Source organism: Nostoc sp. DedQUE04 (assembly GCF_034530995.1).
Taxonomy (GTDB): domain Bacteria; phylum Cyanobacteriota; class Cyanobacteriia; order Cyanobacteriales; family Nostocaceae; genus Nostoc.
Genome location: NZ_JAVRCA010000016.1, coordinates 65,357 through 92,110, shown reverse-complemented (window position 1 = coordinate 92,110; position 26,754 = coordinate 65,357). Strand labels below are relative to the sequence as shown.

At 39.9% G+C, this 26,754-nt stretch carries 20 protein-coding genes; 9 read left to right on the top strand and 11 right to left on the bottom strand.

Annotated elements, in window-relative coordinates; all coding sequences use genetic code 11:
• Nucleotides 1-796: 796 nt before the first annotated feature.
• Both RM049_RS14090 and RM049_RS14085 read right to left on the bottom strand, forming a co-directional pair.
• On the bottom strand, nt 797-2,329 hold the full coding sequence (locus RM049_RS14090; protein ID WP_322669852.1) for a SagB/ThcOx family dehydrogenase: 1,533 nt from the start codon (nt 2,327-2,329) through the stop codon (nt 797-799).
• 57 nt (nt 2,330-2,386) lie between these two features.
• On the bottom strand, nt 2,387-2,659 hold the full coding sequence (locus tag RM049_RS14085; protein WP_322704585.1) for a hypothetical protein: 273 nt from the start codon (nt 2,657-2,659) through the stop codon (nt 2,387-2,389).
• 36 nt (nt 2,660-2,695) lie between these two features.
• Here RM049_RS14085 and RM049_RS14080 point away from each other — a divergent pair, with 36 nt between their 5' ends.
• The 3 genes from RM049_RS14080 (at nt 2,696) to RM049_RS14070 (ending at nt 6,086) form a co-directional block, all read left to right on the top strand.
• The gene (locus tag RM049_RS14080; protein ID WP_322704625.1) at nt 2,696-3,544 is read left to right on the top strand and encodes an alpha/beta hydrolase; all 849 of its coding nucleotides are present in this window, start codon (nt 2,696-2,698) and stop codon (nt 3,542-3,544) included.
• Nucleotides 3,545-3,853: 309 nt separating this feature from the next.
• On the top strand, nt 3,854-5,572 hold the full coding sequence (locus tag RM049_RS14075; protein WP_322704584.1) for a serine/threonine-protein kinase: 1,719 nt from the start codon (nt 3,854-3,856) through the stop codon (nt 5,570-5,572).
• A gap of 193 nt (nt 5,573-5,765) precedes the next feature.
• Nucleotides 5,766-6,086 carry a YkvA family protein gene (locus RM049_RS14070; RefSeq protein WP_322669513.1) on the top strand — a complete coding sequence of 107 codons (321 nt, stop codon included), beginning with the start codon at nt 5,766-5,768 and terminating at the stop codon, nt 6,084-6,086.
• A 124-nt stretch (nt 6,087-6,210) separates the two neighbouring features.
• On the opposite strand, the gene RM049_RS14065 is transcribed toward RM049_RS14070, so the two are convergent.
• Both RM049_RS14065 and RM049_RS14060 read right to left on the bottom strand, forming a co-directional pair.
• The gene (locus RM049_RS14065; RefSeq protein ID WP_194047259.1) at nt 6,211-6,588 is read right to left on the bottom strand and encodes a GxxExxY protein; all 378 of its coding nucleotides are present in this window, start codon (nt 6,586-6,588) and stop codon (nt 6,211-6,213) included.
• Between the two features lie 41 nt (nt 6,589-6,629).
• Nucleotides 6,630-9,836, bottom strand: coding sequence for a glycoside hydrolase family 15 protein (locus RM049_RS14060; protein WP_322704583.1), 3,207 nt, complete (start codon nt 9,834-9,836; stop codon nt 6,630-6,632).
• Between the two features lie 976 nt (nt 9,837-10,812).
• On the opposite strand from RM049_RS14060, the gene RM049_RS14055 reads away from it, so the two are divergent.
• The 4 genes from RM049_RS14055 to RM049_RS14040 all read left to right on the top strand — a co-directional run bounded on the left by RM049_RS14055 (nt 10,813) and on the right by RM049_RS14040 (nt 15,581).
• A complete protein-coding gene (locus tag RM049_RS14055) occupies nt 10,813-11,934 on the top strand; it encodes a glycosyltransferase (RefSeq protein ID WP_322704582.1) in 1,122 nt (373 codons plus the stop codon).
• Between the two features lie 447 nt (nt 11,935-12,381).
• Entirely contained in the window at nt 12,382-13,734 is a 1,353-nt protein-coding gene (gene mgtE, locus RM049_RS14050; protein WP_322701541.1) for a magnesium transporter, read from the top strand.
• A gap of 220 nt (nt 13,735-13,954) precedes the next feature.
• On the top strand, nt 13,955-14,968 hold the full coding sequence (locus RM049_RS14045; protein ID WP_322704581.1) for an aspartate carbamoyltransferase catalytic subunit: 1,014 nt from the start codon (nt 13,955-13,957) through the stop codon (nt 14,966-14,968).
• Between the two features lie 172 nt (nt 14,969-15,140).
• Nucleotides 15,141-15,581 (top strand): pentapeptide repeat-containing protein, encoded by a 441-nt coding sequence (locus tag RM049_RS14040; protein WP_322704580.1) that lies wholly within the window; start codon nt 15,141-15,143, stop codon nt 15,579-15,581.
• A gap of 65 nt (nt 15,582-15,646) precedes the next feature.
• Here RM049_RS14040 and RM049_RS14035 read toward each other — a convergent pair whose 3' ends face one another.
• The 6 genes from RM049_RS14035 to RM049_RS14010 form a co-directional block, all read right to left on the bottom strand.
• Complete coding sequence (locus RM049_RS14035) at nt 15,647-16,987, bottom strand: TldD/PmbA family protein (RefSeq protein ID WP_322704579.1); 1,341 nt, start codon at nt 16,985-16,987, stop codon at nt 15,647-15,649.
• A 231-nt stretch (nt 16,988-17,218) separates the two neighbouring features.
• A complete protein-coding gene (locus tag RM049_RS14030) occupies nt 17,219-18,691 on the bottom strand; it encodes a TldD/PmbA family protein (protein ID WP_322704578.1) in 1,473 nt (490 codons plus the stop codon).
• Nucleotides 18,692-19,000: 309 nt separating this feature from the next.
• Nucleotides 19,001-19,825 (bottom strand): glycosyltransferase family 2 protein, encoded by an 825-nt coding sequence (locus RM049_RS14025; protein WP_322669505.1) that lies wholly within the window; start codon nt 19,823-19,825, stop codon nt 19,001-19,003.
• Nucleotides 19,826-19,870: 45 nt separating this feature from the next.
• Complete coding sequence (locus RM049_RS14020; RefSeq protein WP_322704577.1) at nt 19,871-21,175, bottom strand: NAD(P)/FAD-dependent oxidoreductase; 1,305 nt, start codon at nt 21,173-21,175, stop codon at nt 19,871-19,873.
• 82 nt (nt 21,176-21,257) lie between these two features.
• Nucleotides 21,258-21,614: an EamA family transporter gene (locus tag RM049_RS14015; protein WP_292784161.1), complete on the bottom strand. Its 357-nt coding sequence runs from the start codon at nt 21,612-21,614 to the stop codon at nt 21,258-21,260.
• A gap of 18 nt (nt 21,615-21,632) precedes the next feature.
• Nucleotides 21,633-22,013, bottom strand: coding sequence for an EamA family transporter (locus tag RM049_RS14010; RefSeq protein ID WP_322669850.1), 381 nt, complete (start codon nt 22,011-22,013; stop codon nt 21,633-21,635).
• Here RM049_RS14010 and RM049_RS14005 point away from each other — a divergent pair.
• On the top strand, nt 22,012-22,278 hold the full coding sequence (locus RM049_RS14005; RefSeq protein WP_322682561.1) for a hypothetical protein: 267 nt from the start codon (nt 22,012-22,014) through the stop codon (nt 22,276-22,278). The genes RM049_RS14010 and RM049_RS14005 overlap by 2 nt on opposite strands.
• 1,553 nt (nt 22,279-23,831) lie before the next feature.
• On the opposite strand, the gene RM049_RS14000 is transcribed toward RM049_RS14005, so the two are convergent.
• Complete coding sequence (locus RM049_RS14000) at nt 23,832-24,050, bottom strand: hypothetical protein (protein ID WP_322682562.1); 219 nt, start codon at nt 24,048-24,050, stop codon at nt 23,832-23,834.
• Between the two features lie 533 nt (nt 24,051-24,583).
• Between RM049_RS14000 and RM049_RS13995 the strand changes: the two genes are divergently transcribed.
• Nucleotides 24,584-26,743, top strand: coding sequence for a Tex family protein (locus RM049_RS13995; RefSeq protein WP_322704576.1), 2,160 nt, complete (start codon nt 24,584-24,586; stop codon nt 26,741-26,743).
• Nucleotides 26,744-26,754: the final 11 nt, after the last annotated feature.

Here is a 26,754-nt window from a genome sequence, read left to right as displayed (position 1 = left end):
CTCCCTAATAATCCGTTTCTGATCACATCTACAGCTAGTCGAGAGGCAAAACAGGACATTCATTCAGGAAAAACTGACTAAAATCTAAATTACCCGGATTTACCAAAATCCCATTCGCAATGACGCTCTCTACGAGACGCTAAAAGCGTAGCTTGCAACTCTTACAGAGTACGCAGACTCGCTAACGCAATTCTGAATTACGTCATGGATGGGTATTTAGACCCCAACCATAAATTAACGTGAGTTCGATGAACCTCTCCCCAACCCCTCTTTGAGGCACAGAGGGGCAGAAATATTTTTAGTTGACAACGAAAAAATTAGGGTTTCAAAGCCTCTCTCCCTGTGGGGGAGAGGAATGGAAGTGGGGTTTTTAGAGCCGTCGAACTCACGTTATAGCACAAGCCTTCGTGGTTAGGACATTAACAGATGATAAAACTTAGACACAACAAGACTTTTCACCCAATCCCCAGTCACCAGTCCCCAGTCCCTTGCTATAAATTAAATGTATAGGTCTCCAAAAATATATCGGTGGAATTAAAGAATCTGGACGGACTATTCGCCGTCATAGCAGTTTTTATATTCGATTATATGGATAGATATAAAAGATTCCTACGAATTAGTTGCCTAATTATTTACACTAAGTCCTAACAAGCACCAGTACTACCTACAAGGACAAAGGGCGATGAGGCTTCTTTTATCTTGCATCCTAGCCCAAGTTCTAGCCCCGTAAGCTTGCACAGAGACGTAAAGGACAGAAAATAAACTTTCTAGATTCTCAGCGTCTCTGGGATTATTGTTATCTTGGGCGTCCCAATGTAGTGATATATAGAACAGCTTCATCAGCAGGAATGCCTAAAACTTCATTTACTTGGTCGTCAAAGAATCCACCGATACCACTGACGCCGACATTCAGGTGCATTGCTGCTAAATTCAGGCGTTGTCCCAAATGACCGGCATCCATGTGTAAGTAACGGTAAACGCGATCGCCATACTGTGCGATCGCAGCTTTCAAATCGGCTGTGTGAAATAATACCGCTGCCGCATCCCGTCCTAATTCTTGTCCCAAACAGAGAAAATGTAATTCTCGCCGAAAGTTTTTAAACCGGATTTGGCGTAATTCTTGGGCTTTGGGCGCGTAATAGTAACAACCCGCCTCCAGTCCTTTGACTCCGCAAACAGCAATGAATGTTTCGATTAAATTTAGATCGAAGTAGTCTGGAGAAATATCTAAACTTTGGTCGATGTAATTTTGCGGTTGGTAAGTGAAATCGAGTAAACTTTTCAATTCATCGAAGCTTAAATCATCACCATTGTAAGCGCGGGTAGAGCGTCGCTTATACATAGTGGTTTCCAGTTCTGATAGTTTTTGTCCCCAATTTATAGGTGCAGTGGTGGTGGGAATTTTTAAACAGAAAGGAAAATTGTATTTATCCTCTAAAGATTTTTCTTGTTTAATAGTTGGTAGATTAAGATTACCAGTTACACCTGATTGGATCTGGGTATGTTGATGGAAATATGTTAGTAGTTCGCCATCAGGGATTTGAGGATAACTGGTTTCAGTAGCCGAAGGTAAAGCAGTACATCCCAATGGTAAATTTTGATTAACATCTAACAAGTCTGCCAGAGGTAAGACAGCGATCGCACCTTCTTGTTGCGGATCGATATAAAGCAGATCGTTAACCGATTCATCGACAAAGCCGCCGATTAAATGGGGGCGATAATCAGTAACCGCACCAGCTAACTCGATATTACCCAACAGATGTCCCGTATCCAGAAAAATCCGACGGTAAGCCCGATCTTCATAGCGCCACGCAGAACGATAGAATACCGCAGTTACAATAATTGCCAATTGGGTATTTTCTAAAGAAGGATGCCAGAAACAAGCTGCTTGCAAAGTTTGCCAAACATCACTTTCCCAATAATGCATGAGAGAATGAGTTCGACACTGGTAGTTATATAGACCAGGCGGTAATAACGATGTACCACGCGAAACCACATACACCTCGGCAGGGTATAGTCCGCCTGCACTGGGAGCAGCGCGTAAATACACTGCACTACCCATAGAAGGCATTCTTGCTGTCAATCCATAACTACGAAACAATAGCCGTGAAAGTCTTTGCCACCACTGAGTATCTGGGTTATTAGCAAATGCCTCTGTTTTTTCTTGGATATAGGGTTTGAGATCAAAAGTAGAGCCAATTTTGTACTCTTTAAAGGGTACTGGCTGTTTAGTCCAGTCTAATCGCTGGTTTTTAGAGGCGAGAGTATCAGGGTTGTATTTAGTTCGTTCGTGATAATGCTGGGCAATTGATTGGTGTAATTCTGGCATAGTACTTTTAATATCCTTGGGGCATCCTTTTATTGATCTTGGCATTCATTAGCCTCATTATTTCGTGTCAATTGGTACAATCCTCAGAGTCATAAAGTGGTAAATGATAACAATTGAATTGGGCATTGGGCATTGGGCATTGGGCATTGGGCATTGGGCATGGGGCATGGGGCATGGGGAAGAGACAAGGTAGACAAGAAAAAAGGAAAAGACTTGTTCAATAATTCCCCCTTGTCCCCTTGTCCCCTTGTCCCCTTGTCTCCCCTGCTCCCCTGCTCCTCGGTCACTGAGCGTAGCCGAAGTGCTGCTCCCCATCTTTCGCAGTACCATATAAACGCAAAACTATCTAAGCCTGGATGTGCAATGATGGCTGTACGTCAAACTTTATCAAAGCCTGATATCCAACTTTCTTATTTAGAATGGAATCAAGGTCAAGAACCTTTACTGCTGTTACATGGCTTAGGCGATCATGCTCTAGTGTGGTCTAGTTTAGGAGATTACTTGGCGGCGGATTACCACATAGTTGCGCCAGATATGCGCGGACATGGCCAAAGTAGTAAACCAGAGATAGATTATAGCTTTGAGAGTGCGATCGCAGACCTTGAAGCACTCATGGATAGTCTTGGATGGACTTTTGCCCATATTGTAAGTCACTCGTGGACAGGTAAATTAGCCGTCATCTGGGCAAGACAAAACCCAAAGCGTGTACGGAGTATAATTCTCGTCGATCCGATTTTTATCTGGAAAATGCCCAGTTTTTTCAGGGTAACTTTCCCAATGTTATATCGCTTCTTGCCTTTTCTTAAAAGCATGGGGCCTTTTCCCAGCCACGAAGAAGCCGAACAACAAGCACGGCAATTAAAGCAATATCAAGGATGGACTTCTTTACAAGAGCAAGTCTTCCAAGCAGGAATAGAACAAAAACCCGATGGAAGTTGGGGCAGCAAATTTACCATAGCCGCCCGCGACGGAATTTTTGAGGCAGTAATGCAAGTGCCAGGTTTTACAATTCCCCTTGACACCCCTGCCCTATTCGTCCAGCCAAAACAAGGACTGAACCGTCAAAATTGGCAAATTCAACCCTACAAAACTTATCTTCAAAACTTACGTATCTGCCAAGTTCCCGGCAATCATTGGCCGTTTTTGACACAACCAGAGGCATTTAACCAAACTGTGGCAGCTTTCTTGGCAGAACATAGATCAAAAATCTCATGATTATTTAGACGGGATTAGTCATACAGCAACAGAAGAATTAATAGGAGCAATGTCTAGGGGAATTGTGCATTAGGAATTGGGCACTTGTACTGAGTTTCGACTGCGCTCAACTGCCGCGAACGCGAACAGCGTCTCGTAGAGAAGCCGTTGGCGCAGCCTCTCGTAGAGAAGTATTGGGCATAAGAGGCAGAGGTGCAGAGGGGAAAACTTACTGCAATTTCTCCTCTGCTCCCTTGGTCCCCTGCTCCCTTGGTCCCCTGCTCCCTTGGTCCCCTGCTCCCCCGCTTCTCCACTCCACACTCCCCTGTCATGAGCCTTTGTATCAACCCTGTTTGCCCTAAACCAAATCACCCGAATAATCATCAAAATCGCTTTTGTCAAAGTTGTGGTTCCCATCTAGAATTGCTAGGGCGTTACCGGGTGACGTGCCTGTTGAGTGACAAAACAGGTTTTAGTAAAGTTTATGAGGCATACGAGCAAGATACCCCCAAAATTATCAAAATACTCAAAGAAGATTTATCAGACAACGCCCAAGCAGTAGAATTATTTCAGCAAGAAGTAACGGTGTTGGGACAATTCAAGCATCCCGGAATTCCCAAAGAAGATAGTTACTTTCAGTATCAAACCCGAAATGGTTTAGTGTTGCATTGCATTGCAATGGAAAAAATCGATGGCTACAACTTAGAACAGTGGCTACAGCAAAATAGCCCCATATCTCAAGAACAAGCCACAGACTGGTTAAGACAGTTGATAGAAATTTTAGATGTAGTACATAGCAAACAGTACCTACATCGAGATATTAAGCCATCTAACATTATGATTAGATCCCCCCTTGAGGAGGGTTGGGGGAATCTAGTACTGATTGATTTTGGTACCGCCAATGAAATTAATAAAACCTACCAAGACCAACTAAGCAATGGCGACAAGATGACAGCACTTATGTCATCTGGCTACAGCGCCCCAGAACAAATGAATGGTCAAGCAGTACCGCAGTCAGATTTCTTTGCTTTGGGACGCACTTTTGTATTTTTGCTGACAGGATATCATCCTTTGGAGATGTATGATGTCCAGCAAAATTTGTTGCACTGGCAAAATCATGCGACCCATATTTCACCCTTACTATTGAATTTAATTGATTGGCTAACAGCATCAGATATAGAAAAACGTCCTGCCAGTACTCAAGAAATTTTGCATTCCTTAGAAGAAATAGAAACTCAATTAACAGACACGACTCCGACAAATAATAATATTTTAGAATCTTCTAAACTTGAGCATTTAACTGTAGATATTAATAGCAATTCATTACCTCAAAATCAGCAGTCGCAAAAAGTGCCGCTATTGACATTTTTTGCAGTTTTATTAGTAATATTAGGATTACTCAGTATAGTAACTTTAGCCACACGCAAATCAGATTTACCTGACACATCCTATTACAGACAATATCCAGAAAAAAAAGGTAATATCGATTACTTTTCTTATCAAGAAGGGAAGGATAGTCAGGGAAGGATAGCGGAATTTAATATAGCGGTTTTATCACTAAAATATAAATGGCTTTTAGGTAGCAACTTTCAACTTAAATCCAATGATGAAATTATTAGCGTTGACCTTTTAAAGTTGAATTTAGAACAAGAAGGTATAGAGAATATAATGGAAGCTCCCAATGAAATTATCTCTGTCGGCACGGCTTCTTGTAAAGGTGATAGATTAATTCAAGAACGTGTGGCTTTAGAACGTTCTAAACAAATACAACTTTTAGTAAAAAAATTATTTATTAATACACCAAGTGTCAAAATTTATCGCTTATTGAATTTGGGTCAATTTCAACGAAGTGATTGTCAGGCAAATCGGGATTTAACGACATATCAAACAAGTGTGATAATTATTGGTGTTAAAAGAGAATCATCAGGTGTCATTCTTGACGAGGCTCTACGGAATAGGTTAGAAAAGAAGCCTTTTGCTGATTTTAAATTAGAAGATTATTCCTTGGGATCTGCACAGAAGTTTAAGACTATACCGAGCAATTTATAAAATCTTTAATAAAGTAAAATCAGTATATAGGCATATCTCTTATGGCTAGAGCAGCAGATATCAGCACCAAATACTGTATTTGTCTTTGTTGACAGATTACTAGTAGCATCTTCCCAACTAACTAGGACGGTTATTCGCACCGTGAATTTTTAGAATAATTTGTCAAAATAAATGATAACTGGAGGTTCAAAATATGAAATTTTCGATCCAATCACTTTATACCTGGTATCGCAGCGTACTTCGTAACCCCAAATATCGTTGGTGGGTAATTTTAGGAACGTTGGTTTATTTGGTCAGCCCATTTGATGTTCTCCCAGATTTTATACCAGTTGCGGGACAGATTGATGATGTTTTCCTCTTGACTCTGCTAGTTGGTGAGGTGTCTGGGCTAGTAATTGAAGGCTGGAAAGCTCGTAAGGGTGAGGTGGGTACTGAAGTACCTAATACTCCAGAGGGTTCTACCTCTAGCTCTAGTGGAAGCACCATTGATGTTGATGCTGTTTCTGTTAAGTAGTTTTAACAACAAAATAAAGTTGAATAAACCCCTGCTTTCTCTGCTTTTGGCGTCTTAGGTAGGGGATATTTTTTTAACGCAAAGGAACGCGAAGGGAAGCGCAGAGGAACGCAAAGAGGGGGAGTTAGAGGTTGTTAGCTACGCGTTTAATACCTTCTTTGAGGTGGAGGACGTTAAAGTTGAGGAGAAGACCTAGTTTGCAGTTTGCTAGTTTGAGATAGGTTAGGAGTTGAACGGAGTGAATTGGGTGGAAGGATTCTACAGATTTAATCTCTACAATTACTTGGTTTTCGACAATCAAATCTAATCGATAAACACATTCCAATTGCACATCTTGATAAACTAAGGGCAATGGAATTTGCTTACCAACATTCAATCCGGCTTTCTTCAACTCATAATCCAAGCACTCTTCATAAGCCGACTCCAATAAACCAGGCCCCAAAGCAGTATGCACCCTCATCGCACACCCAATAATCACCCCACTCAACTCATTCTCTCTGATCCTCTGCGTACCTCTGCGCTTCCCTTTGCGATCCTTTGCGTTTAAAAATCTTTCACAAATTCCGTTAAGAAACGGAAAGCCTTCAAAATATAACTAGCGCAATCTCTAGGAGAGGTATTGTAAAACGATCGCCACGCACTCGCCTTATCCTCATCATAGCGATCGCTACGTTGACTATGATTCTCTAACCACGCTAACCGCACTGCATGGCCAATTAACACATCCAACACGATATATTCTTCAATTTGCAGCTTAGGATTATTGGCAGCGATCGCTCCTAATTCAATTAATGCTTCAATATTAACTTGGCGATATTCTGGGGCTTCGATTTTATTCAGCAAATGCTCAACCAAGAGAGCAAAATTTCTTTCCCCGGCTGTCATTTCCGACAACATTATCTCACTATCTAAACGATTGCGCCGCTCTAGTTTATCGCCAATTACTAGACCCTTGCAATGTTGCATTAATAGCCAAACTTGTTTAAAAAATTCTTTTGGTACGCGCCCCGTCGCACCCTCGGCTTGGCGAAACCGCCGCCAACCACCTGGCGGAACTTCTATCCCTTCGGCGATTCCTGGTAATACCACCCAAGCAATATCACTTTCTTTTTGTTTGACATGGAGTGATTCTTGCTGGCGCAACAGGTTACTCATACCAGTATATCCAGTTAATACCTGACGCAAGCGTACTTTAACTTCAAAGGGTGAAAGTTGCATTAAGCGATCGTAAGCTTCATCTTGAGTGACATGCAATTCCCGCGCTAGTTCGCTGGTGATTAATAAGATCAGATAGCCGACTCTCAGCGTTAGTAGTCCTTGGAATAGTTCGGGTTCTGAGCGAATTAAGATACCAACATAGATTAAAATCTCTTGAGTAAGGACGCGATCGCGGATATCTTCACGACAAAAATGATTAATTTTATCGGCAATTTCATCGTGAGACATGGGTACGCTAATCAAGGACGCTTCACTGTAAGCTTTACCCACAGCAATTTGCTTACCCCGCACCAAAATACTTGTGACTGCATCTGATAGGCTGATATCAACCATTTGGCGCAACCCCGCAGCCCGACGCACTACTGCCCAAATGCTTAAATCTCCGGCTTTGGTGTAAACTTCATCTAGTAAATCGCCTACGGTGACAGGATATCCTGGGCCGCCATACCCCGTATCAAATTTCATTCCCTGCAAGCGAGTTAATGTTTGCAATAACTCGATTTGCTCGTAAATATTCTCTGATGAACGCAAGTAAGAAAGCAATAACCCCAAGTTAGTTTCGTACTCCATTTGAAATTCTTGGGTATGTCCTAAGCGCCAGTTTTTCTCAGGATGATAAGCTAAATAATAGCAACGTGGGCTAGCATTTTTCACTGGCGATCGCGCGAATTCTGCATTTGGTAGAAAATCAATTCTTTGGATTCCGGCTGTTAACATTAGCTGATTTAGCCGCCCTAATTTCACCTGCACGCCGTTACAAACACCATCTTTGAGTTCTTGCATCAGTTCTAGTAATGCTTCAGAACCACTTTCTAACATGGTGTGCGTCAACATTAAAGTTAAGGTAGGACGACCTAAATCGCTCCAATATTTTTGAATGTAAGCTAGTTCGCTTCTAATTTGATCCAGTAAAAAATGGTAATCAAGGGTTAAGTAAAACTGTTGAGAGTCTGAAAATGAAGGCAAAAATACAATTGTTTCACCGCTAATCCGAAAGATTCTAGATGTTGTCAAACTCCGCAGCCGCCGCACTGGACGCCCAGTTAAACCAAGTTTATCGTTACGTCCAATTTGGGTATAAATAGCTGAAAATTCTCCAGCTTTTCTCACTTGAATCGGTTCTACTTGAGTAGGCGTTTGCGCTTCAATTCCGTGAACTTCTAGTTTTGTTTGTAAATCTTCATCTTCTGCTAACAAGGCAATTTGTACCAATGCATCGCGCTGTTTTCCTACACACAAATGTCTTCCCAAAGGGTCGATATCACCAACTGCGATTAAACCTTCACTCAACATTTGACTGAGGAAGTATAAACTCTGCGCCCATACTAAGGGAATATTTTCATTGGGCAAACGTGGTTGCGTTTGAGGTGCTAATTTTTCTGCCTCTATGTTTTCTGCGGAAATATAATAAAGTTCTGGCAGTAAACGCAAACCATTTTGTTCTATAAGTAATGATTCTAAAAGATTTTGGTATTTTTTAACTTGTTCTTGATCGCCGCGAAATAATCCATCTAGAACTAAATAAGTGAAAAATAACGGCCATTCGCATTCAATATGCTCAAATTGCTTGAGTTCCCACGGTTCGTAGTGTAAACGTTGATTATCTTCTAAAACCGTTTGGTGTCCATCACGCAGAAAGCGTTTGCAGCCGTATTTACCTGCGAGTTTATTGATAATATCGTTTAAGGTGCGATCGCGTAACTCCAAATCTTCCACTGCAAAGGCAGGATAACTAATAATACTCAACAGCGCCGCATCAATTTCTTTAGAACCAGATTCTCTCGGTAATAAGGATTCTAGGGTAATTCGGGCGCGGGCAATTTCATCTGGTAACACATGAATTACCGATGCTTGACTACCACGCACACCAAACAAATCCAGTCCGTTGATAGCTTCTAAAGCAGCTTTTGCCATGCCTACGGAACTAGCATTTAATTCAGCATTTCCACGATTAATTTTATTACCGCGTTCCCAAATACCGTAATCTGGCGTGCGGTAAGCTCGTCCAATGTAGTAAACTAAATTTTGGACAAAATTAACTTCATCAATTGTATAAATTATTGGCAATCCCGCAGCCGTCATTTGCCCTAACATCAACAAAAATATAGATGTGGCATCAAGTTGCAAATGTCCCCATTCGTTATCCCCAACAACAATGTCACCAGTCGCGGTATTATATTTGGCGTGTAGTCCATCTAGTAGCGACTGAGTATGTTTAAATGTCTCTACTTTATGAGCCTGTCGCATCATCGAAAATAACAACCCACGCATCAGTTTGATGACACTGTGTTCTAGTTCATAAGTGCGTCCTTTGTCGTCGTCAATCTTGCGGTATGCAAGTCCTAAACCCCAAACTGCCAAAATGCTGTAAACGTTGTCTCGCACCCAGGCATCTGTATAATCGCCGTGGGCTGTAATCGCTGTGCTTGCAGGTAGTAAACCAGTAATCGGATTTTGGCGAGTCAGGATAATCGTTTTGATTTGCTGGTAATAATAGTCCAGACGAGTTAGCAATTCGGTAGATGTTTTCATGGTTGGGTTTAGAACTAGTTGCAAAATTTCACCCTTTAAAGGAATGGATTTCTTGCACTTGGGCTATGGAGAATGGGACATTGAGATGGGATTATGTACCTTAGAGCATAGGGAAACGTAAATCTTCTTTAGAAATCTCGATCTCTGCGTGGGTGAAAAAATCCCTCCAAATAAGTCTTAGAAAGAGGAACTCTCAAGAGTTATTCAGTGCTGGGATGAGATTAAAAAATCAAGAGTGCCTAACTCCGAAGGATGAGCTTATGGTAGTCTAAACTAAATCACTACTTTGAGGTTATGCTTATGCCGATCTAAACTAAATCATTTTTGAACAAAAATCTTTATTAAATAAATATAATTTTAATGTAAATCTGTTTTAAGATTGATGTGTTTGTGTTAAATATTCATTCAGCAAATAATTGCAGTCAACACAGGGAGGCTATCCTCAACCCAATCAAGTTTGATAAAAATAGGGTTTATGCACTTTACAAATAAATCATTTTGTGGATTTACATCACGACTTCAGTTTTTTACAAAGTATATTTTATTATTTGCGTAGACTAGCAAAAACCCAGACATCGCAAAAATCTACCTAGAAGCCTTGAAAAGCATAGTTGCTATTTTGCCTTCCCTGTCAATGCTTAAGTCATAAAAAATTAATCAGTTTGTTAACATAAATAAATATCCTAGTTTGCTTTATTAGACCCTAAGATATTTACTAAATAATAGTTTCAGGAAAACTTATTATTTCACTGACTAACATAAATAATTGAAGCCCTGATTTAGACTAGTATAGCTTGAAAAAACTAACAATTGTTATTGCTGTTCTGAATAAATCAGGTAATTACTATTTTATCCAAAATAGCAGCAGATAGAATCAATAGCGTAAATATATAAATAAATTAAAAGCTTTTTACTTAACATTTTGTTCGTTTTTGGGAAAAAGAAATATTAATCTTAAATAAATAGGAGTAACACAATGAAAACAGTTGGAATGTATCGTCGAGCTTATCCAAGAGTATCAGAAACTTTTATCGGAGAACAAGCCCATAATTTACAAACATACAAACCGTTATTTCTGACTTGTAAACTATTGGCAGAAATTCCTTTTGACAATATTGCTATTAGTAATAATGACCAATGGAAGATTAAGCAATTATTTCATATAATTTCTGCTTCACCAAATATGTTTGGCAAAGAAGCTGAACTAAAAAATCTAAAATTAATTCACGGACATTTTGGGCCAGATGGTATTTATGCAATGCGATTGGCAGAAAAATTAAATATTCCTTTCCTCGTCACATTTTACGGCTTTGATATCACAGTTTCACGTCGATCTATGTGGCTGTCAGGTAATCCAGCATTTTATCAATTTCTTTTGCATGAAGAAGAATTAAAACAAAAAGCATCTAAATTTATCGCTTTTTCTAGTTTTTTGTATAAAAAGATGATTGAATATGGTTATCCTGAAGATAAAATTATTAAACTAAATAGTGGTATAGATTTAGAGAAATTTGCCCCAGCCAGTGAATCAAAAGATGAAAGATATATTTTATGTGTAGGCAGACATACTGAAAAAAAAGGAATTGATACCCTATTAAAAGCCTTTGCCCGGATTGCCAATAAACATCCAGATGTGTCAGTTATCCAAATTGGAAATGGCACAATGACTGAAAACTTTAAAAGTCTAGCAGATGAGCTTGGTATTAGTAATAGAGTCAACTTTATGGGGGCAAAACCTTATGAAGTGATTCAAAAAACTATGAGAAATGCAGAAATATTTTCTCTACCCAGTCAAACAGCAAAAAACGGTGATAGTGAAGGTTTACCGCTTTCAATATTGGAAGCCGCCGCTTCTGGTTTACCAATAGCTTCTACCTGGCATAGCGCTATCCCCGATGCTATTTTAGATGGAGAAACTGGCTTTTTAGTTGATGAAAAAGACGATCGCTCTCTCGCGGAAAAATTAGATATTCTTTTGTCCGATCGGGCTTTAGCTAAAAGTATGGGTAAAAAAGGACGAGAGTTTATTTGCGAAAATTTTGATATTCGCAAGCAAACTGCCAAGCTAGAAGCTATTTATGATTTAGTAATTAGTTAACGACACTCAAGTAAGAGTATCTCAATTTAGATTACTGAACCTCAAGCATTTGTTAATGAGCAGAAGTTTTCTAATGACTTGTTTAGAGACAACTCCCCTTTTTTTAGTCATCCGTATACTTATTTATTCGCGATCGCCAGTTTTCACAGATTAGATCGGTGGAAAAGCTTACTCTGATTAGAGAATAATTCCTCAAAAATCAGGGTAGCAAGCTCAAAAATGCACATAAAGTTACTAAAAAAGCTACTAAAGATATAAAATTTTCTCTGTATCTACCGGAGAGCGCTGTTCCGGGTTAGGATGATGACTAGCAATGCTTTAATTTAGCTATCGATATTGATTTGTTGAAATTTTATGGACCATAGTCCACAAGATGGCAGTATCAACCTCCTCTGAGCTGTGGTGAGGAAGTCTCCCAGCGCGGGGGAGACTTAGGAGATATATATCATGCTCACAGAAGATATTCGTGATTTGTTGACTGATACTACCGATTTAAACCAGTTGAAATGGGATTTAAATCGCTTGCAACCTGTGGATGTGGGAGACTACATTACACAATTGCCCGAACAACAACGGGCGATCGCATTCCGTTTACTCAACAAAGCTCAGGCAATTGATGTATTTGAATATCTGCCGACAGAGGTGCAGGAAGAACTAATTAATTCTCTGCATGATGTCCAGGTAGTGCAACTTGTAGAAGCGATGAGTCCCGACGAACGGGCAGAATTGTTTGATGAACTACCGGCTGGAGTAATCAAACGGTTATTACAACAACTCAGTCTAGAAGAAAGGCAAGCAACAGCAACGATTCTCGGCTATCCAGAAGGTACGGCTGGGCGGGTGATGACAACCGAATATGTCCGCTTGCGCCAAGGATTAACTGTAGGTGAAGCTCTGAGTAAAATCCGCCGTCAGGATGAAGACAAGGAGACGATTTACTACGCCTACGTCACAGATGATAACCGGACGCTGGTGAGAGTAGTTTCACTGCGGCAATTGCTGTTTACTTTTCCCGATGTTTTCATTAAAGATATTGCTAGCGATCGCGTTATTAAAGTTAAAACTGAAACCCCTCAAGAAGAAGTAGCGCGAATTATGCAGCGCTACGACTTAATCGCGATCCCCGTGGTTGACCGAGAAGACCGATTGGTGGGCATTGTCACCATTGATGATGTCATGGATATTTTGGAAGAGGAAGCCACAGAAGATATTCAAAAACTGGCGGGTGTGAGTGGTGATGAAGCTGCTTTATCCTCTCCCTTACTCACCATTCGCAATCGCTTACCTTGGCTATTGGGGATCATGGCTCTGTATATTGGTGCAGCCAGTGCGATCGCGCCTTTTCAATCTGTAATTGCCGCAGTGCCAGTTCTAGCAGTGATCATGCCGATTTTTTCTAACACTGGTGGTACTGTCGGTATTCAATCATTAACGGTAACAATTCGTGGCTTGGGAGTGGGAGAGGTAACACCCAAAGATACCTTAAAAATTCTTCGCAAGGAACTTCTAGCTGGTTTAGGTACAGCTCTGGCTTTAGCCACAACGATGATCCTGCTTTCCTTGATTTGGGCGCGACCTCAAGAGCGATGGGTGGCTTTAATTGCCGGAATGGTAATGGCAACTAATACAATTGTGGCTGTTACACTCGGCACTTTACTACCAATGGCTTTGAAACGACTGAAGCTTGACCCTGCCTTGGTTAGTGGCCCGTTAGTGACTACAATGCTAGATACAATTGGGTTTTTAACATTCCTCAGCTTAATTTCTCTAGCTTTAAACGTTTTCCATTTACCAACTTGAAAGGATTGGGGATTGGGGATTGGGGACTGGGGATTGGGGATTGGGCATGGGGCATGGAGAAGAGACAAGGTAGACAAGGAAGAGGGGGGAGACTTGTTCAATAATTCCCCCTTGTCCCCTTGTCCCCTTGTCCTCTTGTCCTCCTTGTCCCCCCTGTCCTCTTGTCTCCATCATCTCCCCCAGTCCCCAGTCCCCAGTCCCCAGCCCCCAGTCCCCAAATATGCCTACTACTACCTGGAATCGTCATCACATTCTTTCCCTGGCTGACTTTACTACCGCCGAATACGATACAGTTTTGCAAACTGCTGCCAGTTTTCAAGAGGTGCTATCACGGCGGACAAAGAAAGTGCCAACTTTGCAGGGACAAGTGGTGGCGAATTTATTTTTTGAATCGTCTACCCGCACCCGCAGCAGTTTTGAACTAGCAGCCAAACGTTTAAGTGCGGATACGCTGAACTTCGCCGCCGCCACATCTTCTATGACTAAGGGAGAAACAATTCTCGACACGGCGAAAACCTATTTGGCGATGGGAACTGATATTATGGTAGTCCGCCATCGAGAGGCAGGAGTACCAAATGCGATCGCATCTGAAATGGATCGCCTCGGTGTACGAGTTAGCGTCCTCAATGCTGGTGATGGTCAACATGAACATCCTTCCCAAGCACTGCTAGATTTATTTACCATAACTACTCTAATTGACCCAGATCATCCGCGACTGGAACTTTTAAAGGGGAAAAAGATTGCCATTATTGGCGATATTCTCCATTCTCGTGTGGCGCGATCGAATATTTGGAGTTTAATTGCTAGTGGTGCCGAAGTGCATCTGGCAGCACCGCCAACGCTCTTACCTAAATTCTTTGCCGAGTTTATCTCGGAGGAAGTAGAAGGGAGAAATTATTCTCCCAATCCCCAACTATTTCTACATTGGCAGCTAGAACCAGCTTTGCAGAATGCAGATTTTGTCATGACTTTACGTCTGCAAAAGGAACGGATGACGGCTCATTTGCTGCCAAGTTTGCGAGAATATCACCAACTGTTTGGCATTACACGCACAAAACTGCAACTTTGTAAACCGAATGTCAAAGTTTTGCATCCAGGCCCAGTCAACCGTGGTGTTGAAATTAGTTCTGAATTGATGGATGACCCAGAATTTAGTCTCATTCAATCACAAGTTACCAGCGGTGTCGCTGTTCGGATGGCATTGTTGTACCTATTAGGTAGCGGCAAAGCTTAATATAATTTCAGTTTGAAATTTACTCCCATCGGACTACCTAACGGAAGAATACCTAGTCTCATCGAAATTATATATTCCTCCGATCGCATGAGGACAGAATTCTCTAATCTTGGCACACTGGTGTCGTAGAAGTTCAGAATTCAATGACTTCTAGAAGTGTCCGAGGTAAATTATGAAACGAATTTTTTTGACGGCAGCAGCCTTACTCAGCACGCTATCCTTAGCTGCTCCCATTCCCGTCAAAGCAGAAAATTCCGCCCCTGTCCGCCGCTTGTTAGAAACTAGAGAATGCTCGGGATGCAATCTAGCAGGAGCTAACCTTAAAGGCGCTCATCTAATCGGTGTTGACTTGAGAAATGCAAATTTAAAAGGAGCTAATCTCCAAGGTGCTAACTTAGAAGGTGCAGATTTAACTGGAGCTAATTTAAAGTCTGCTAATCTCACACAAGCATTTGTTAGCGATACGATGTTAAATAATGCCAATCTTACCAACGTGAATTTGAGTAATTCCCGTTTATATAATAGTGATGTAGATGGCGCTGTTTTAGCTGGTGTTGACTTAAGTGGTGCTGATGTATTTAATACTGCCATTAGCATTGGTGGTGAATACTAATGGTTAGTCATGATTTCCAAGTGATGAGTTAAGAGTTTAACTCTTAACTCTGCACTTACTAAGTTTTATTCGCCGGTAATCGATAGTTCATTAACCCAGATTTTCGGGCAAACCCCACCTGGCGTTAACTCTGGCTCTTTTTCTACATAAATAATTGACTTCAAAAGTTCCAAGAAATCACCAGCAACAGTTGCTGACTCAATACTCGTCCTCACTCCCTTATTAACTAGCCAACCATCAAACGGCAAAGAAAAGGAACCTTGCAAGGATTTAACTCCAGCATGGAGAGCTTGTAAATCATCGATAAAAATCACATTTTCAGCAGTTTCTAAGCTCAATTCTTGCTCAGGAGTTGCTGTTGAAAATACGTGATAAAAATTGGGGCTGACGCTGACTTTTGCACCAATACTAGCATTACCCGTTGGCTGGGCATTTAACCTTTTAGCGGTGCCTGCACTATGGATAAATCCTGTTAAAACGCCATTTTCAATCAGCGAAATTTGACGAGTAGGAGTTCCTTCGCCATCAAAACTTTCCGCGCCTACGTTAGCTGGGTGCAGTGCATCATCATAAACTGAAAGCAGAGGAGAAGCAATTTCCTTACCTAAATCATCAGGTGTAGATAGACTTTGATTGTCTAAAATACTTTGGGCATTGAATAAGTTAGAAAAAGCACCCAACAGACTTAAGAAAGCTTCCGGTGAGAAAACAACTCGATATTTACCAGTTTTGATTTTTTCATAATTCAAGTGACTGATAGTTTTATCGGCAGTTTCTTTAATGCAACCATTAATATCTAGATTATCTAAACTTTGGTTGATTCTATAAGCGCCTGCACTGCGCGGTTTCTTCCCATCTTCCTCAGTTTTACTATAAAGATAAACTGATGCCAAAGAGTGAGATTCAGTTCTTACTGCACCGTCGCTATTGAGATAAAATCTGTCAATATCTCTTTGAGACAAACCATTATAAGGTACACCTTTAATTGCTGGGTGAGCTGCCAATAATTCTTTTTCAGCTACCAACAATTTTTCTATAAGTTCAGCAACAGGTGCTTGAGGTGCTTTATGCAGGGTTTTACTTGGAATCGGAACAGTCGCCTCTGGACTAAAATCAGGAACATTCTCTTTAACACCAAAGAAACTGGCTTCGTAAGCAGTTTTCAAAGCTAATTCCAGTCCCTTGGGGTCTACATCTGTGGTGCTGGTCACACCCATTGTATTATCTTCATTCCAAACACGAACAGTAACACCAGAGCGGTTTGAAGCTTTAACTTGTTTCGGCTCACCTTGGTCTACTTGCACGCTAGTGTCATCTACTGTTGAGCCATAAATGTCAAATTTTTTAATGCCAAGTTTATCAGCATTATCCTTAGCAGAATTTGCAATTTCATTGATATTCGGCATAGTCAATTTGGGATTTTGGATTTTAGATTTTGGATTGGAAGCGATTCTATTTTGAATAATTAGATTTTGGATGTTATTGCTTGTACTTCTCTCATACAGTTCTGACTGAAGGAATACTCAAGCAATTTTGGATTTTAGATTTTAGATTGAACTAACGGAACAATCAGGTAACTTGAGCATTTTGGATTTTGAATTACAATATTCAAAATCCAAAATCTAAATCTAAAATTCTTATCTTCCACCAACGGTAATAGAATCAACCTTGATGTGGGGTTGTCCGACTGTGGTGTAAATACTGCCACTGACTGAGCCACAAAAGCCTGGTGCAATCTCCAAATCTTGGGAACACATGGAAATTTTATTCATAATTTCCTTAGCTTCACCGATGAGAATTGCTCCCTTCAGTGGTTTGGTGATTTTGCCATTTTCAATTAAATAAGCTTCATCAACACTAAAGTTAAATTGACCTGTAGCACCAACGCTACCACCACCCATCTTTTTACAGTAAATACCTTTATCAACAGAGGCAAATAATTCATCATTGCTATATTCGCCAGAATCAATATAAGTATTACGCATCCGGCTAGCAGCGGCATAGGTATAATTTTGGCGGCGTCCACTTCCAGTTCTGGGGTGTCCGGTGCGTGCAGAACCTGTTCTATCTGCTAAAAAGTTTTTCAGAACGCCTTTTTCAATTAAAAGGGTTCTTTGAGCAGGCATACCTTCGTCATCCATGTCAATTGTTCCGAAGGCATTTTCAGAGCGCCCTTCATCCCAGGCTGTCAAACTTTCGTGGGCAATTTTTTCGCCTTTTTTGTCAGCAAAGGGTGTGGTATTACGTTCAATTTGAGTGGTTTCTAGCAGGTGTCCGCAAGCTTCGTGGAAAATTACGCCGCCAAAGTGATTGGCCATAATGATGGGATAAGTACCCGACTCCACGTAATCTGCGTAGAGCATTTTTCCAGCCGATTCTGCTATTTTCTCGGCGGCTTGTTGAGAATCCCAAGTTCTCAAGAAGTTGGCATCACTAGTATTACCCGCGCGATCGCCAATTGAGGTACGATTAGCACCATCAGCACACAACAGGTTAAATCCGACTGATTGGGTGAGGCGAATATCACGGGCAAAAGTCCCGTCACTAGCAGCGATTAAAACTTCTTGCCAATCCCGGAAATAGCTAGCACGGCGCGATTGGACGTGGCTAGCTTTTTGCTTCAGGTGGGCTGTACCATCTAGGAGGATTTCTCCCATTTCTCGGATGGAGCTACACACTGGTAGCCATGCATCTTTACCTCTTTTGGTAGCGTAATCTCTAAGTAATTCTAGGTTGATTTCGGGGATGAAAGCTTTAGCAGTGGGTAGTTGTAATCCTAAGATAGAAAGACCTTTTTCTAAGGCTGCTTTCAAACCGGAAAACGAAAGGTCATTAGTGCTAACGTAGCAGTCAGCTTTGCCACGAAATACCCTAACTCCTGCGCCTGTAGACAGACTGGGTGAAATACTCGTGATAGCGTCATCTTCTGCAAGAGAACTAATATAGTTGCGACGCTCTAAAAATAATTCAATGAAGTCAGCACCAGCGGCGCGTCCTAGTCCCAGAAGGGTAGCCAGGGGGGCTTCCCAGGTTTCATCGAAACGCTCTGGTGTGGAGGAATATTGAAGAGTAGGAAGTTGATTCGAGAGAAGTAGCGTACTTGTAAGCATGGGTAGCCTCGTCTGCTGGCGTAGTTCAGAGATTTGACTGAAAAATCCTAGTGTGTTCAGTCTAACAAATGAGTAAAAGCCACAGTTGCTAGAAAAACGTGTGGATTTCCCTCCCCTTTAACAACGCCTTGGCAAATCCGCCCACAGACTAGAAATTTAGAGCTATTTGACGAAAAATTCAGAAGTCAGAATACAAAAGCGGAGCAAGCAAAGCTCCGCTTTTGTATCAGTGTAGAATAAAATACAATTCTATTTATATATTTACTGACACTCTTCTCAAGTAAAGAATCCAGACTTTTCTTCTCAGGTTTATTTACGGTTTGCCATTCTTAGTGGAATTCTAACTGTTTCTTGCTGTTTGAAAGTCTGACCTAAATTAGAAGTTGGCTGTGTTGAGGCTAGATTCTTAAACAAGAGTTTTAGTGTTCGAGTAATAGTTTTAAGAATTTTCATTTTGCTAGCAGTCGGTTTTTCATCGTATCTCAAAACCATTGGAATTTCTACGATTTTTGGTTTGAGGGCTTTGGCTTTCAGCAGTAAATCTATCATGCAAGCAAATCCACTTTCAGTGAATAGATTGTCCCCATAATACATATCCAGTTTACTGAGGAAAGTACGGTTATACAGTCTGTAACCACAAGTGTAGTCTTTTACGCCTGGTACACGAGCGGCAATTCTGAAAAGCCAGCTGGCTCCGTAACTCAGCAGCTCTCTAAATTTTGATAAGCCTATGACTTTAGAACCTTTGCGATATCTAGACGCGATCGCAATATCATAGCTACCAGCTATCATAGTGTCATACATTTTTATTAGTAGCTCTGGTGGTTGAGTATTATCACAATCCATCGCAGCTAAAAAATCACCTTCATTGGAAATTTCCAAGAAAGTCGTAAAACCTGTTTTAATTGCTTGACCTAAACCAGCATTTTTGGGATGTTGGACTAATTTTAGTAATATACCTAGTGATTGAGATTCATCTATTGCAGTCTGAGCAGTTCTATCGCTACTGCCATCATCAACAAGAATCAGTTCTATCTCTATATTAAAGATTTGCTGCAATGTTTGAAACTTTTTGAACAAGGGTCGAATTGATTCTTGCTCGTTATATGCGGGTAAAAGAACAAAAAGACTCATAAAGACCTCGTGTGATTTTTAAAATAAAGTGTGATTGCTCAAATTTCAAGAATTCAGGAATGCTGATTTTTTGAGAAATTCATCGACTTGTCGAACTACTGCGTTGTTGTTAACGCTATCATTAACCAACTGTGAGGTATTGACGACGAAAAAATCATCGTTTTCAGTACTCACTTTGGGAACAAGGCTGGAATAATTTAAAACTTGTAGTGGCTGTACTTTAATCGCTCGATTAATATGTGCCGCTACAATGTCATCTGCTTTGAGTTCGGGGAACATTAAACGTATACCTTGGAAAAATATTGGACGTAATTCGTCATCTGGTTGTTTTAACAACGGGTCAGTGGAAAGGATATATTTTGGTAGGAATGTAATGTGATACCCTGCTGTCTCTTGTAAAGAAACTAAGTTACTCATACCGATAACTCCAGTAAAAGGAATATTTTTATCGGCAATATTCACTACGTAATAAGGAACTAGAGGCTTACGAGTAATCAGTACCATGCAGATTACACCCAGGTATTCTACTGTTTTACTAGTGTCTGAAACCTTCACCAATTCCCTTGCAGCAACCTGTTGCAAGATATTAACTGGCCCAGTAAAGATGACTTTATCAAAATGCTCTTTTTTCCCCTGATATTCTACCCACATTCCACCCCCTGGATGAGGTGCGATATATTCAACCGCAACACCTTTGTGGATATGACCTCCAGCCGCGTAAATTAATTTTTCTATATGGTCAAAAACAGTTTTATAACCGCCTGATACATAACCGAGTTGTTCTTTATTTAATGAAGAATCGCGCGCTGAAAATAGTCTTTTGATATAAGCCCAAATAAAAACTGCTGATATTCGCTTATAGTTTTCTCCTAATTTGGATAAAAGCAAAGGTTTCCAGAGCTTTTCGTATGTGTTTTTACCACCAAGTTTCAATAGCCAATCTTCAACTAAAATCTTCTCTAAGCGCCGCCAGTTATTAAGGCGCGAACCATATAAAAGAGTAAAGGCTAATCTGATTTTACCTATAAGTCCAAATAGAGGAAAACGCAGGAATTCTATACTATTACTAATAGAATAAAACTTTTTATTGTCATAAAAGCCTGTTAAACTTCGATGCCAACGTAGTTTATCTCCAAGACCAATATCTCTAAGAAAATTTATTAAGTGAGTATCAGAAGGTAGGATAACGTGATAAAAGCGATCCCAGGTAAATAATCCGTAATCATGATAGGTAGTAAGTCCACCAAGCTGCTTATTACTATCAAAGACAGTGACTTGATGTCCTTGATGTGAAAGACGTTGAGCTAATACTAGCCCAGTGATGCCTCCGCCAACGATACCTATATTCATAAATTAAATTTAGATTTTGTGAAAATGTTTTAGAGGATGATGTTCGGAAACTGTTAATATTAATAATCTGAATCATAAAAGATTAATGTACAACTAGAATTACGCCAGTTATAATAACGGAAATCCCTAACCATTGGCTAAACATAACCTCTTCTTTTAAAAGATAGTGAGAAGCAATGGGTACAAATGCATACATTAATCCTAAAACTGGAAAGGCTTGACTTAAAGGAATTGTCCGCAATACATAAAGCCACAATATAGTCATAAATGTATAGCAGATAAACCAAATTAAAAAATAACGAGATAATAAGAGATTTTTGAGAGAGCCGCTTTCTCCTTTATTAGAGTTAGAGATGTAAAGTCCATACTTGAGTGAGAGTTGAGCAGTTGTTCCAAATAAAACAACAAGCATTAAATTTAGCCAAGTAAAAATACTCATTTTTAACTTTTCAAGTAATTATCTAAATTTGAGCTTTTTTATGGGGTTAACTACTAAAAGAACACCCAAGAATATAGTGATGACTCCTACTATTCGAGTTAACGTAATCACCTCATTAAAAAAGTAGTATGAGCCGAAAAGTATCCCGACATAATTTAAACTTGTCAGTGGATAAGCAATACTCAATTTTACAGATCGCAGAGCCAATATCCAATTTACTATACCTAAACAATAGACAGTAATAGCTAATGATAATTTTTGAAGAAAATCCCAAGTAAATACTCCTTCATTTGTATAAATCATGGCATTTTTCATTAGCAGTTGTCCACAGATACTAAGTAAAATACTTACAAATAAAATAATATAAGGGATTATTTTAAAGTTTGAACCTTGCGACATGGATTTCATAGTACTTTGCCTTAATCAAGATAGTAGGTATGAACCGGATAGTAAACAACCAGTTGTTTTAAACGTTTCATATCTCGGCAACACTTCAGTAAAGACAACAAAATTAAAAGGCTATGTTGAAGTGATTGATATCAAAATGATCTTTGAAGCTCATGCCTTAGAGTTAAAAACTAAATACTATGCAATATTCCAGGATGGTTGCTGTATCATGGCGGCGTTCGATATGATTGCTAGTAAAACACGCTTAATTGCTTGACTGGATTATACTCCCAACCAAACCAGTTTATTGCTTGGCAATTAGCACAATCAATTTAGAGTTTGCCTAACTGTGAATTACAGATATTTTCTGTGCTACCCAGGTTTGCTTAACACTATTTTCAGCGCGATCGCGATAATCTAATAGTGGATGCAGACATAGAGAAATTTGAGAAGTTTGTCACAAATTCTCTATACATAACATACACAAAGTTTGCAGTGTGCGTAGATGTAGCCAGTCGTAGACATCGCTGATGTTGAACTCTGATTCCACCCACATATTTAACAGATGCACCTAAATCAAAATGGATTACCAGAATTTTTGATTAATCCATTCATTAACTTTCTATCAGTGGTATCCTGCTGTAGAAATCTTTTGAAGATACTATTGATATTCTCAAGCTATAAAACCTAGCTGGATTGAGAAATATTCTCTATTTGCTCCAAAAAAGTGGATTAATGTACTGACATATGATAAAATTTATCCCGGCTCACAGACATATCTGTAATCTTGGCTGGCAATTAAGCCGATTTATAAAAGTAATGGTTTTTACTCAAATGGAGTATGTATACGTGCTCTTTTTGGGCATGGGAACACAAGAATTAATACAAGTCTGACTAGCTGCGTAAATAATAGAGAGATAAATCAACCTACACTACAGTAATACGCTTTACAGATTTATCGGGAATTTTACTGGATGTCCAAACGGAGCTTTTTTACAAAACAACTAATGCAAACTGAAGTTGGCTAATCAACTTTCAATTGAGATTGCATTGAATTTGAGATATTTCTACACCATCTAATATTAGGTTGGCTTGACTTTTCCACGTGATTTTATTTAAATAGGCTTTTTCCTCCAAATTTATTGTTACATGTAATTACTTACTAGAATACCATGAGAAAAGCATGTTGCAAATTTATCGCTGTACTTTATCAAAAATTTATCTACTGACAAATACACTTAAACAAAAACTTCATAAAATAAAAATCTTCCTCTATTAGGAATTATTGCCTGGGAAATTTGTACATTTATGAAGTAATTTATGGTATTAAAGTTCTATAACTAAAGAGTTAGTATTAGACTCGATAAATGCAAAGCTAAAAAGCCAAAAGTTGACCCAAGGAAAATTCAAACTTGAACAAGACTACTTGCGGTGACCGGATCGCACAACGTTATACTAAATTACAACCTGAATTTTTAGATGACAATTGAGGTTGGAATTATTTTTTATCTATTTACAAAATATTCATCTAAATTCACATATTTCAGATAGAGTTAGTAGTCTGCCAATTTTCCTTCGCTGGGTAGAGGTTTTTTTTATTATTTGGACTGACTATTTTCATCAAAGTCTGTTGGTAATAATGATTAACAATCCAAACTGGTGCCAAGATATTAATCCTTGAGGTAAAATCAAGCTAATAGCTCCAAAGTAGGCAATTTCATTGGTACTCTTTTTGAACAAGTAGGCAGTAGCTCAAACAGTACATAATGGTATAAAGAGAAACAACGCTAAGTTTTCTTGGTTGGATAGAGGTTTCTCTAGGTTGTTTTCCTATTGTTTGGACTCATTATTTTCCAAAAGTCTGTTGGTAATGACGAAGACAATGATTAATAGTCCAAACTGAATCTGCCAAGGTGCTAATATTAAACTTAAGATCAAGCTAATCGCTGCGAATACACCTGCAAGATATGCTATTTCATCAGTACTCTTTTTGAACAAGTAGCCTGTAGCTAAAGCAGTACATAGTGGTATCAAGAAAAACAAAAGCATTTTACTAACCTCTGAACTAAAGGTTGTAGTGTTTTTAGAACAAATTTTTTGGAAGTGTGGTTAATCTTACATCCAATAAGGTTTTGGCTACAACAGTCGAGCGAAATAAATATTATAGAAAATCAAGATTATGCAAGGTTGTATTTTATGCCAATTGGAATAATTATTGCAATAGATGAAGCGCCAAAAGCTTGACAACTCTTATTCTGTGTTCGAGTGTGCGTAGCAATATTTAAAATTTGGTACGAGATGCTACGCGAGATTGCGTGGTGTTTAGTAACAGACAATTCCTGTGGGTGATGCTACTTTTGTCCTTCTCGTGACTTAGCCAAGCTGGGTTGTGCTAGACAAATTCTCATTCATCTACGCAAATTGGAAGGGTTATAAAACTTGCGTAGCTGGGTTTTGTCTATTTGGCCAATTACACTCTTGCGAACAATCATCTGGTAAATTAGCTTAAAACTTTGGACTTGCGCCAGGATAAGGATCTAGCATATTACCTTTAGAAGTAGCATTTTCATTTTAGACACCTAATGCTGAACATTCCTCAAATACTGGCAACTGAAATCAACCTCAAATCCCATCAGGTGCAAAACGCGCTGGAACTTTTGGCGGAGGGTGCAACAATTCCCTTTATTGCACGTTACCGCAAAGAACGCACCGATGAGATGAATGAAGTGCAACTACGCGAACTGGCCGATCGCTATACTTATTTAACAGAACTAGAAGAACGAAAATCGGTTATTTTAAGTGCGATCGCCCAACAAGGTAAACTTACAGACGAACTCAAAGCCAAAATCTCATCCTGCTTACAAAAAACCGAACTTGAGGATTTATATCTACCCTATCGCCCAAAACGCCGCACCCGCGCCACTATCGCCAGAGAAAAAGGACTCGAACCACTGGCGGAATTCATCAAGTCGTTAAATATCAAAAATGCTGCAATTGCATCCTTGGAGTCAGAAGCGGCTAAGTATATTTCACAAACGCAGGGAGTAAAAACAGCAGAAGAAGCACTCAAAGGTGCTGCTGATATTTTGGCGGAAGAAGTAGCTGAAAAAGCTGAGTTACGCGCATATATCCGCGACTATCTTTTAGAAGAAGGGGTATTTGTCTCTCGCATCAAAGATGATTATCCTGAAGGTACAACCAAATTTGAGATGTACCGTAACTATCAAATTAAGGTAAAAAATATTGCACCACACAATATGCTGGCGTTGTGTCGGGGTGAAACTGAAAAAATATTAAGCTTTGAAATTGCTTTCGATGAGGATGCGGTACTTTACTATCTTGAGTCGAAAGAAATCAAAGCCAAAGTCCGGACAATTCGAGATTTTTATCAGGCGATGCTGAAAGATGCATTCAACCGCTTGATGAAAGTCTCTCTTATGGGAGAGGTTATTGCTGAGAAAAAAGTTTATGCAGACATAGAATCAATTAAGACATTTGAAACTAATCTGCGGGAGTTACTGCTATCTGCACCAGCAGGGATGAAACCAACCCTGGCGATAGACCCCGGATTTAGAACTGGGTGTAAAGTTGCTGTCCTCGACCAAACGGGAAAATTTTTGGAATACCAAGCGGTTTTTCCCCATCAAGCGGCTGAACAGCGACTCAAAGCTGCACAAACTGTCAAAAATTTAATTGAAAAATACAAGATTGAGTTAATCGCCATTGGTAACGGTACAGCGTCCCGCGAGACAGAGGAGTTTGTCACGCAAGTATTGCAAAATATAGAACGCAAACCAGTTAAGGTGATGGTGAATGAATCTGGCGCATCTATATATTCTGCTAGTATTGTGGCGCTAGAAGAGTTTCCCGATTTAGATGTTACCGTGCGCGGTGCAATTAGTATCGGTCGCCGTTTGCAAGACCCCTTAGCAGAACTAGTGAAAATCGATCCCAAATCTATTGGTGTGGGACAATATCAACACGATGTCGATCAGAAATTGTTGAAAAAGAAATTGGATGACACTGTAGAAAGCTGCGTTAACTACGTCGGCGTAGACTTAAACACCGCATCCAAAGAACTATTAACTTCCGTCTCTGGGATTACGGCAACAGTTGCTAATAATATTGTCGCTCATCGCAACCAGCATGGAGCCTTTAAAAATCGCCGACAATTGTTGAAAGTTCCGAAGTTGGGGCCAAAAGCTTTTGAACAAGCGGCGGGTTTTCTGCGGATTCGCGGCGGTGATAACCCTTTGGATAATACAGCAGTGCATCCAGAGAGTTATTCTGTAGTAGAAGCGATCGCATCCGATCTAAATGTGCCATTAAATCAGGTAACACAAATTGCCGAAAAACTCAAAAAGACCAACCTGAAAAAATACGTTACCGATAGCGTCGGCGAACCCACACTGCGCGACATCCTCAGCGAACTTGAAAAACCAGGTAGAGATCCTCGGGCTGAGTTTAAGTATGCCACCTTCAAAGAAGGAATTAACGAAATCAGGGATTTAAAGGTGGGAATGGAACTAGAGGGAATCGTGACGAACGTCGCCAACTTCGGTGCTTTTGTCGATATCGGCGTACATCAAGATGGCTTGGTGCATATATCCCAACTTGCTGATAGATTTGTAGACGATCCCAATAAAATTGTCAAAGTTGGACAAGTAGTGAAAGTGCAGGTGTTAGAAATCAACGAGAAACTCAAACGGATTAGTTTGTCGATGAAAGCAGTTAAACAATAATTAGAAACAGC

What these genes read in the sequence shown, in the direction of transcription:
- RM049_RS14030 (WP_322704578.1), bottom strand. Translation starts at nt 18,691, where the DNA reads ATGCTTACAAGTACGCTACTTCTCTCGAATCAACTTCCTACTCTTCAA.
- RM049_RS14035 (WP_322704579.1), bottom strand. Translation starts at nt 16,987, where the DNA reads ATGCCGAATATCAATGAAATTGCAAATTCTGCTAAGGATAATGCTGAT.
- RM049_RS14080 (WP_322704625.1), top strand. Translation starts at nt 2,696, where the DNA reads ATGGCTGTACGTCAAACTTTATCAAAGCCTGATATCCAACTTTCTTAT.
- RM049_RS14025 (WP_322669505.1), bottom strand. Translation starts at nt 19,825, where the DNA reads ATGAGTCTTTTTGTTCTTTTACCCGCATATAACGAGCAAGAATCAATT.
- RM049_RS14075 (WP_322704584.1), top strand. Translation starts at nt 3,854, where the DNA reads ATGAGCCTTTGTATCAACCCTGTTTGCCCTAAACCAAATCACCCGAAT.
- RM049_RS14060 (WP_322704583.1), bottom strand. Translation starts at nt 9,836, where the DNA reads ATGAAAACATCTACCGAATTGCTAACTCGTCTGGACTATTATTACCAG.
- RM049_RS13995 (WP_322704576.1), top strand. Translation starts at nt 24,584, where the DNA reads ATGCTGAACATTCCTCAAATACTGGCAACTGAAATCAACCTCAAATCC.
- mgtE (WP_322701541.1), top strand. Translation starts at nt 12,382, where the DNA reads ATGCTCACAGAAGATATTCGTGATTTGTTGACTGATACTACCGATTTA.
- RM049_RS14005 (WP_322682561.1), top strand. Translation starts at nt 22,012, where the DNA reads ATGGATTTCATAGTACTTTGCCTTAATCAAGATAGTAGGTATGAACCG.
- RM049_RS14020 (WP_322704577.1), bottom strand. Translation starts at nt 21,175, where the DNA reads ATGAATATAGGTATCGTTGGCGGAGGCATCACTGGGCTAGTATTAGCT.
- RM049_RS14055 (WP_322704582.1), top strand. Translation starts at nt 10,813, where the DNA reads ATGAAAACAGTTGGAATGTATCGTCGAGCTTATCCAAGAGTATCAGAA.
- RM049_RS14000 (WP_322682562.1), bottom strand. Translation starts at nt 24,050, where the DNA reads ATGCTTTTGTTTTTCTTGATACCACTATGTACTGCTTTAGCTACAGGC.
- RM049_RS14040 (WP_322704580.1), top strand. Translation starts at nt 15,141, where the DNA reads ATGAAACGAATTTTTTTGACGGCAGCAGCCTTACTCAGCACGCTATCC.
- RM049_RS14045 (WP_322704581.1), top strand. Translation starts at nt 13,955, where the DNA reads ATGCCTACTACTACCTGGAATCGTCATCACATTCTTTCCCTGGCTGAC.
- RM049_RS14010 (WP_322669850.1), bottom strand. Translation starts at nt 22,013, where the DNA reads ATGTCGCAAGGTTCAAACTTTAAAATAATCCCTTATATTATTTTATTT.
- RM049_RS14085 (WP_322704585.1), bottom strand. Translation starts at nt 2,659, where the DNA reads ATGGTACTGCGAAAGATGGGGAGCAGCACTTCGGCTACGCTCAGTGAC.
- RM049_RS14090 (WP_322669852.1), bottom strand. Translation starts at nt 2,329, where the DNA reads ATGCCAGAATTACACCAATCAATTGCCCAGCATTATCACGAACGAACT.
- RM049_RS14070 (WP_322669513.1), top strand. Translation starts at nt 5,766, where the DNA reads ATGAAATTTTCGATCCAATCACTTTATACCTGGTATCGCAGCGTACTT.
- RM049_RS14015 (WP_292784161.1), bottom strand. Translation starts at nt 21,614, where the DNA reads ATGAGTATTTTTACTTGGCTAAATTTAATGCTTGTTGTTTTATTTGGA.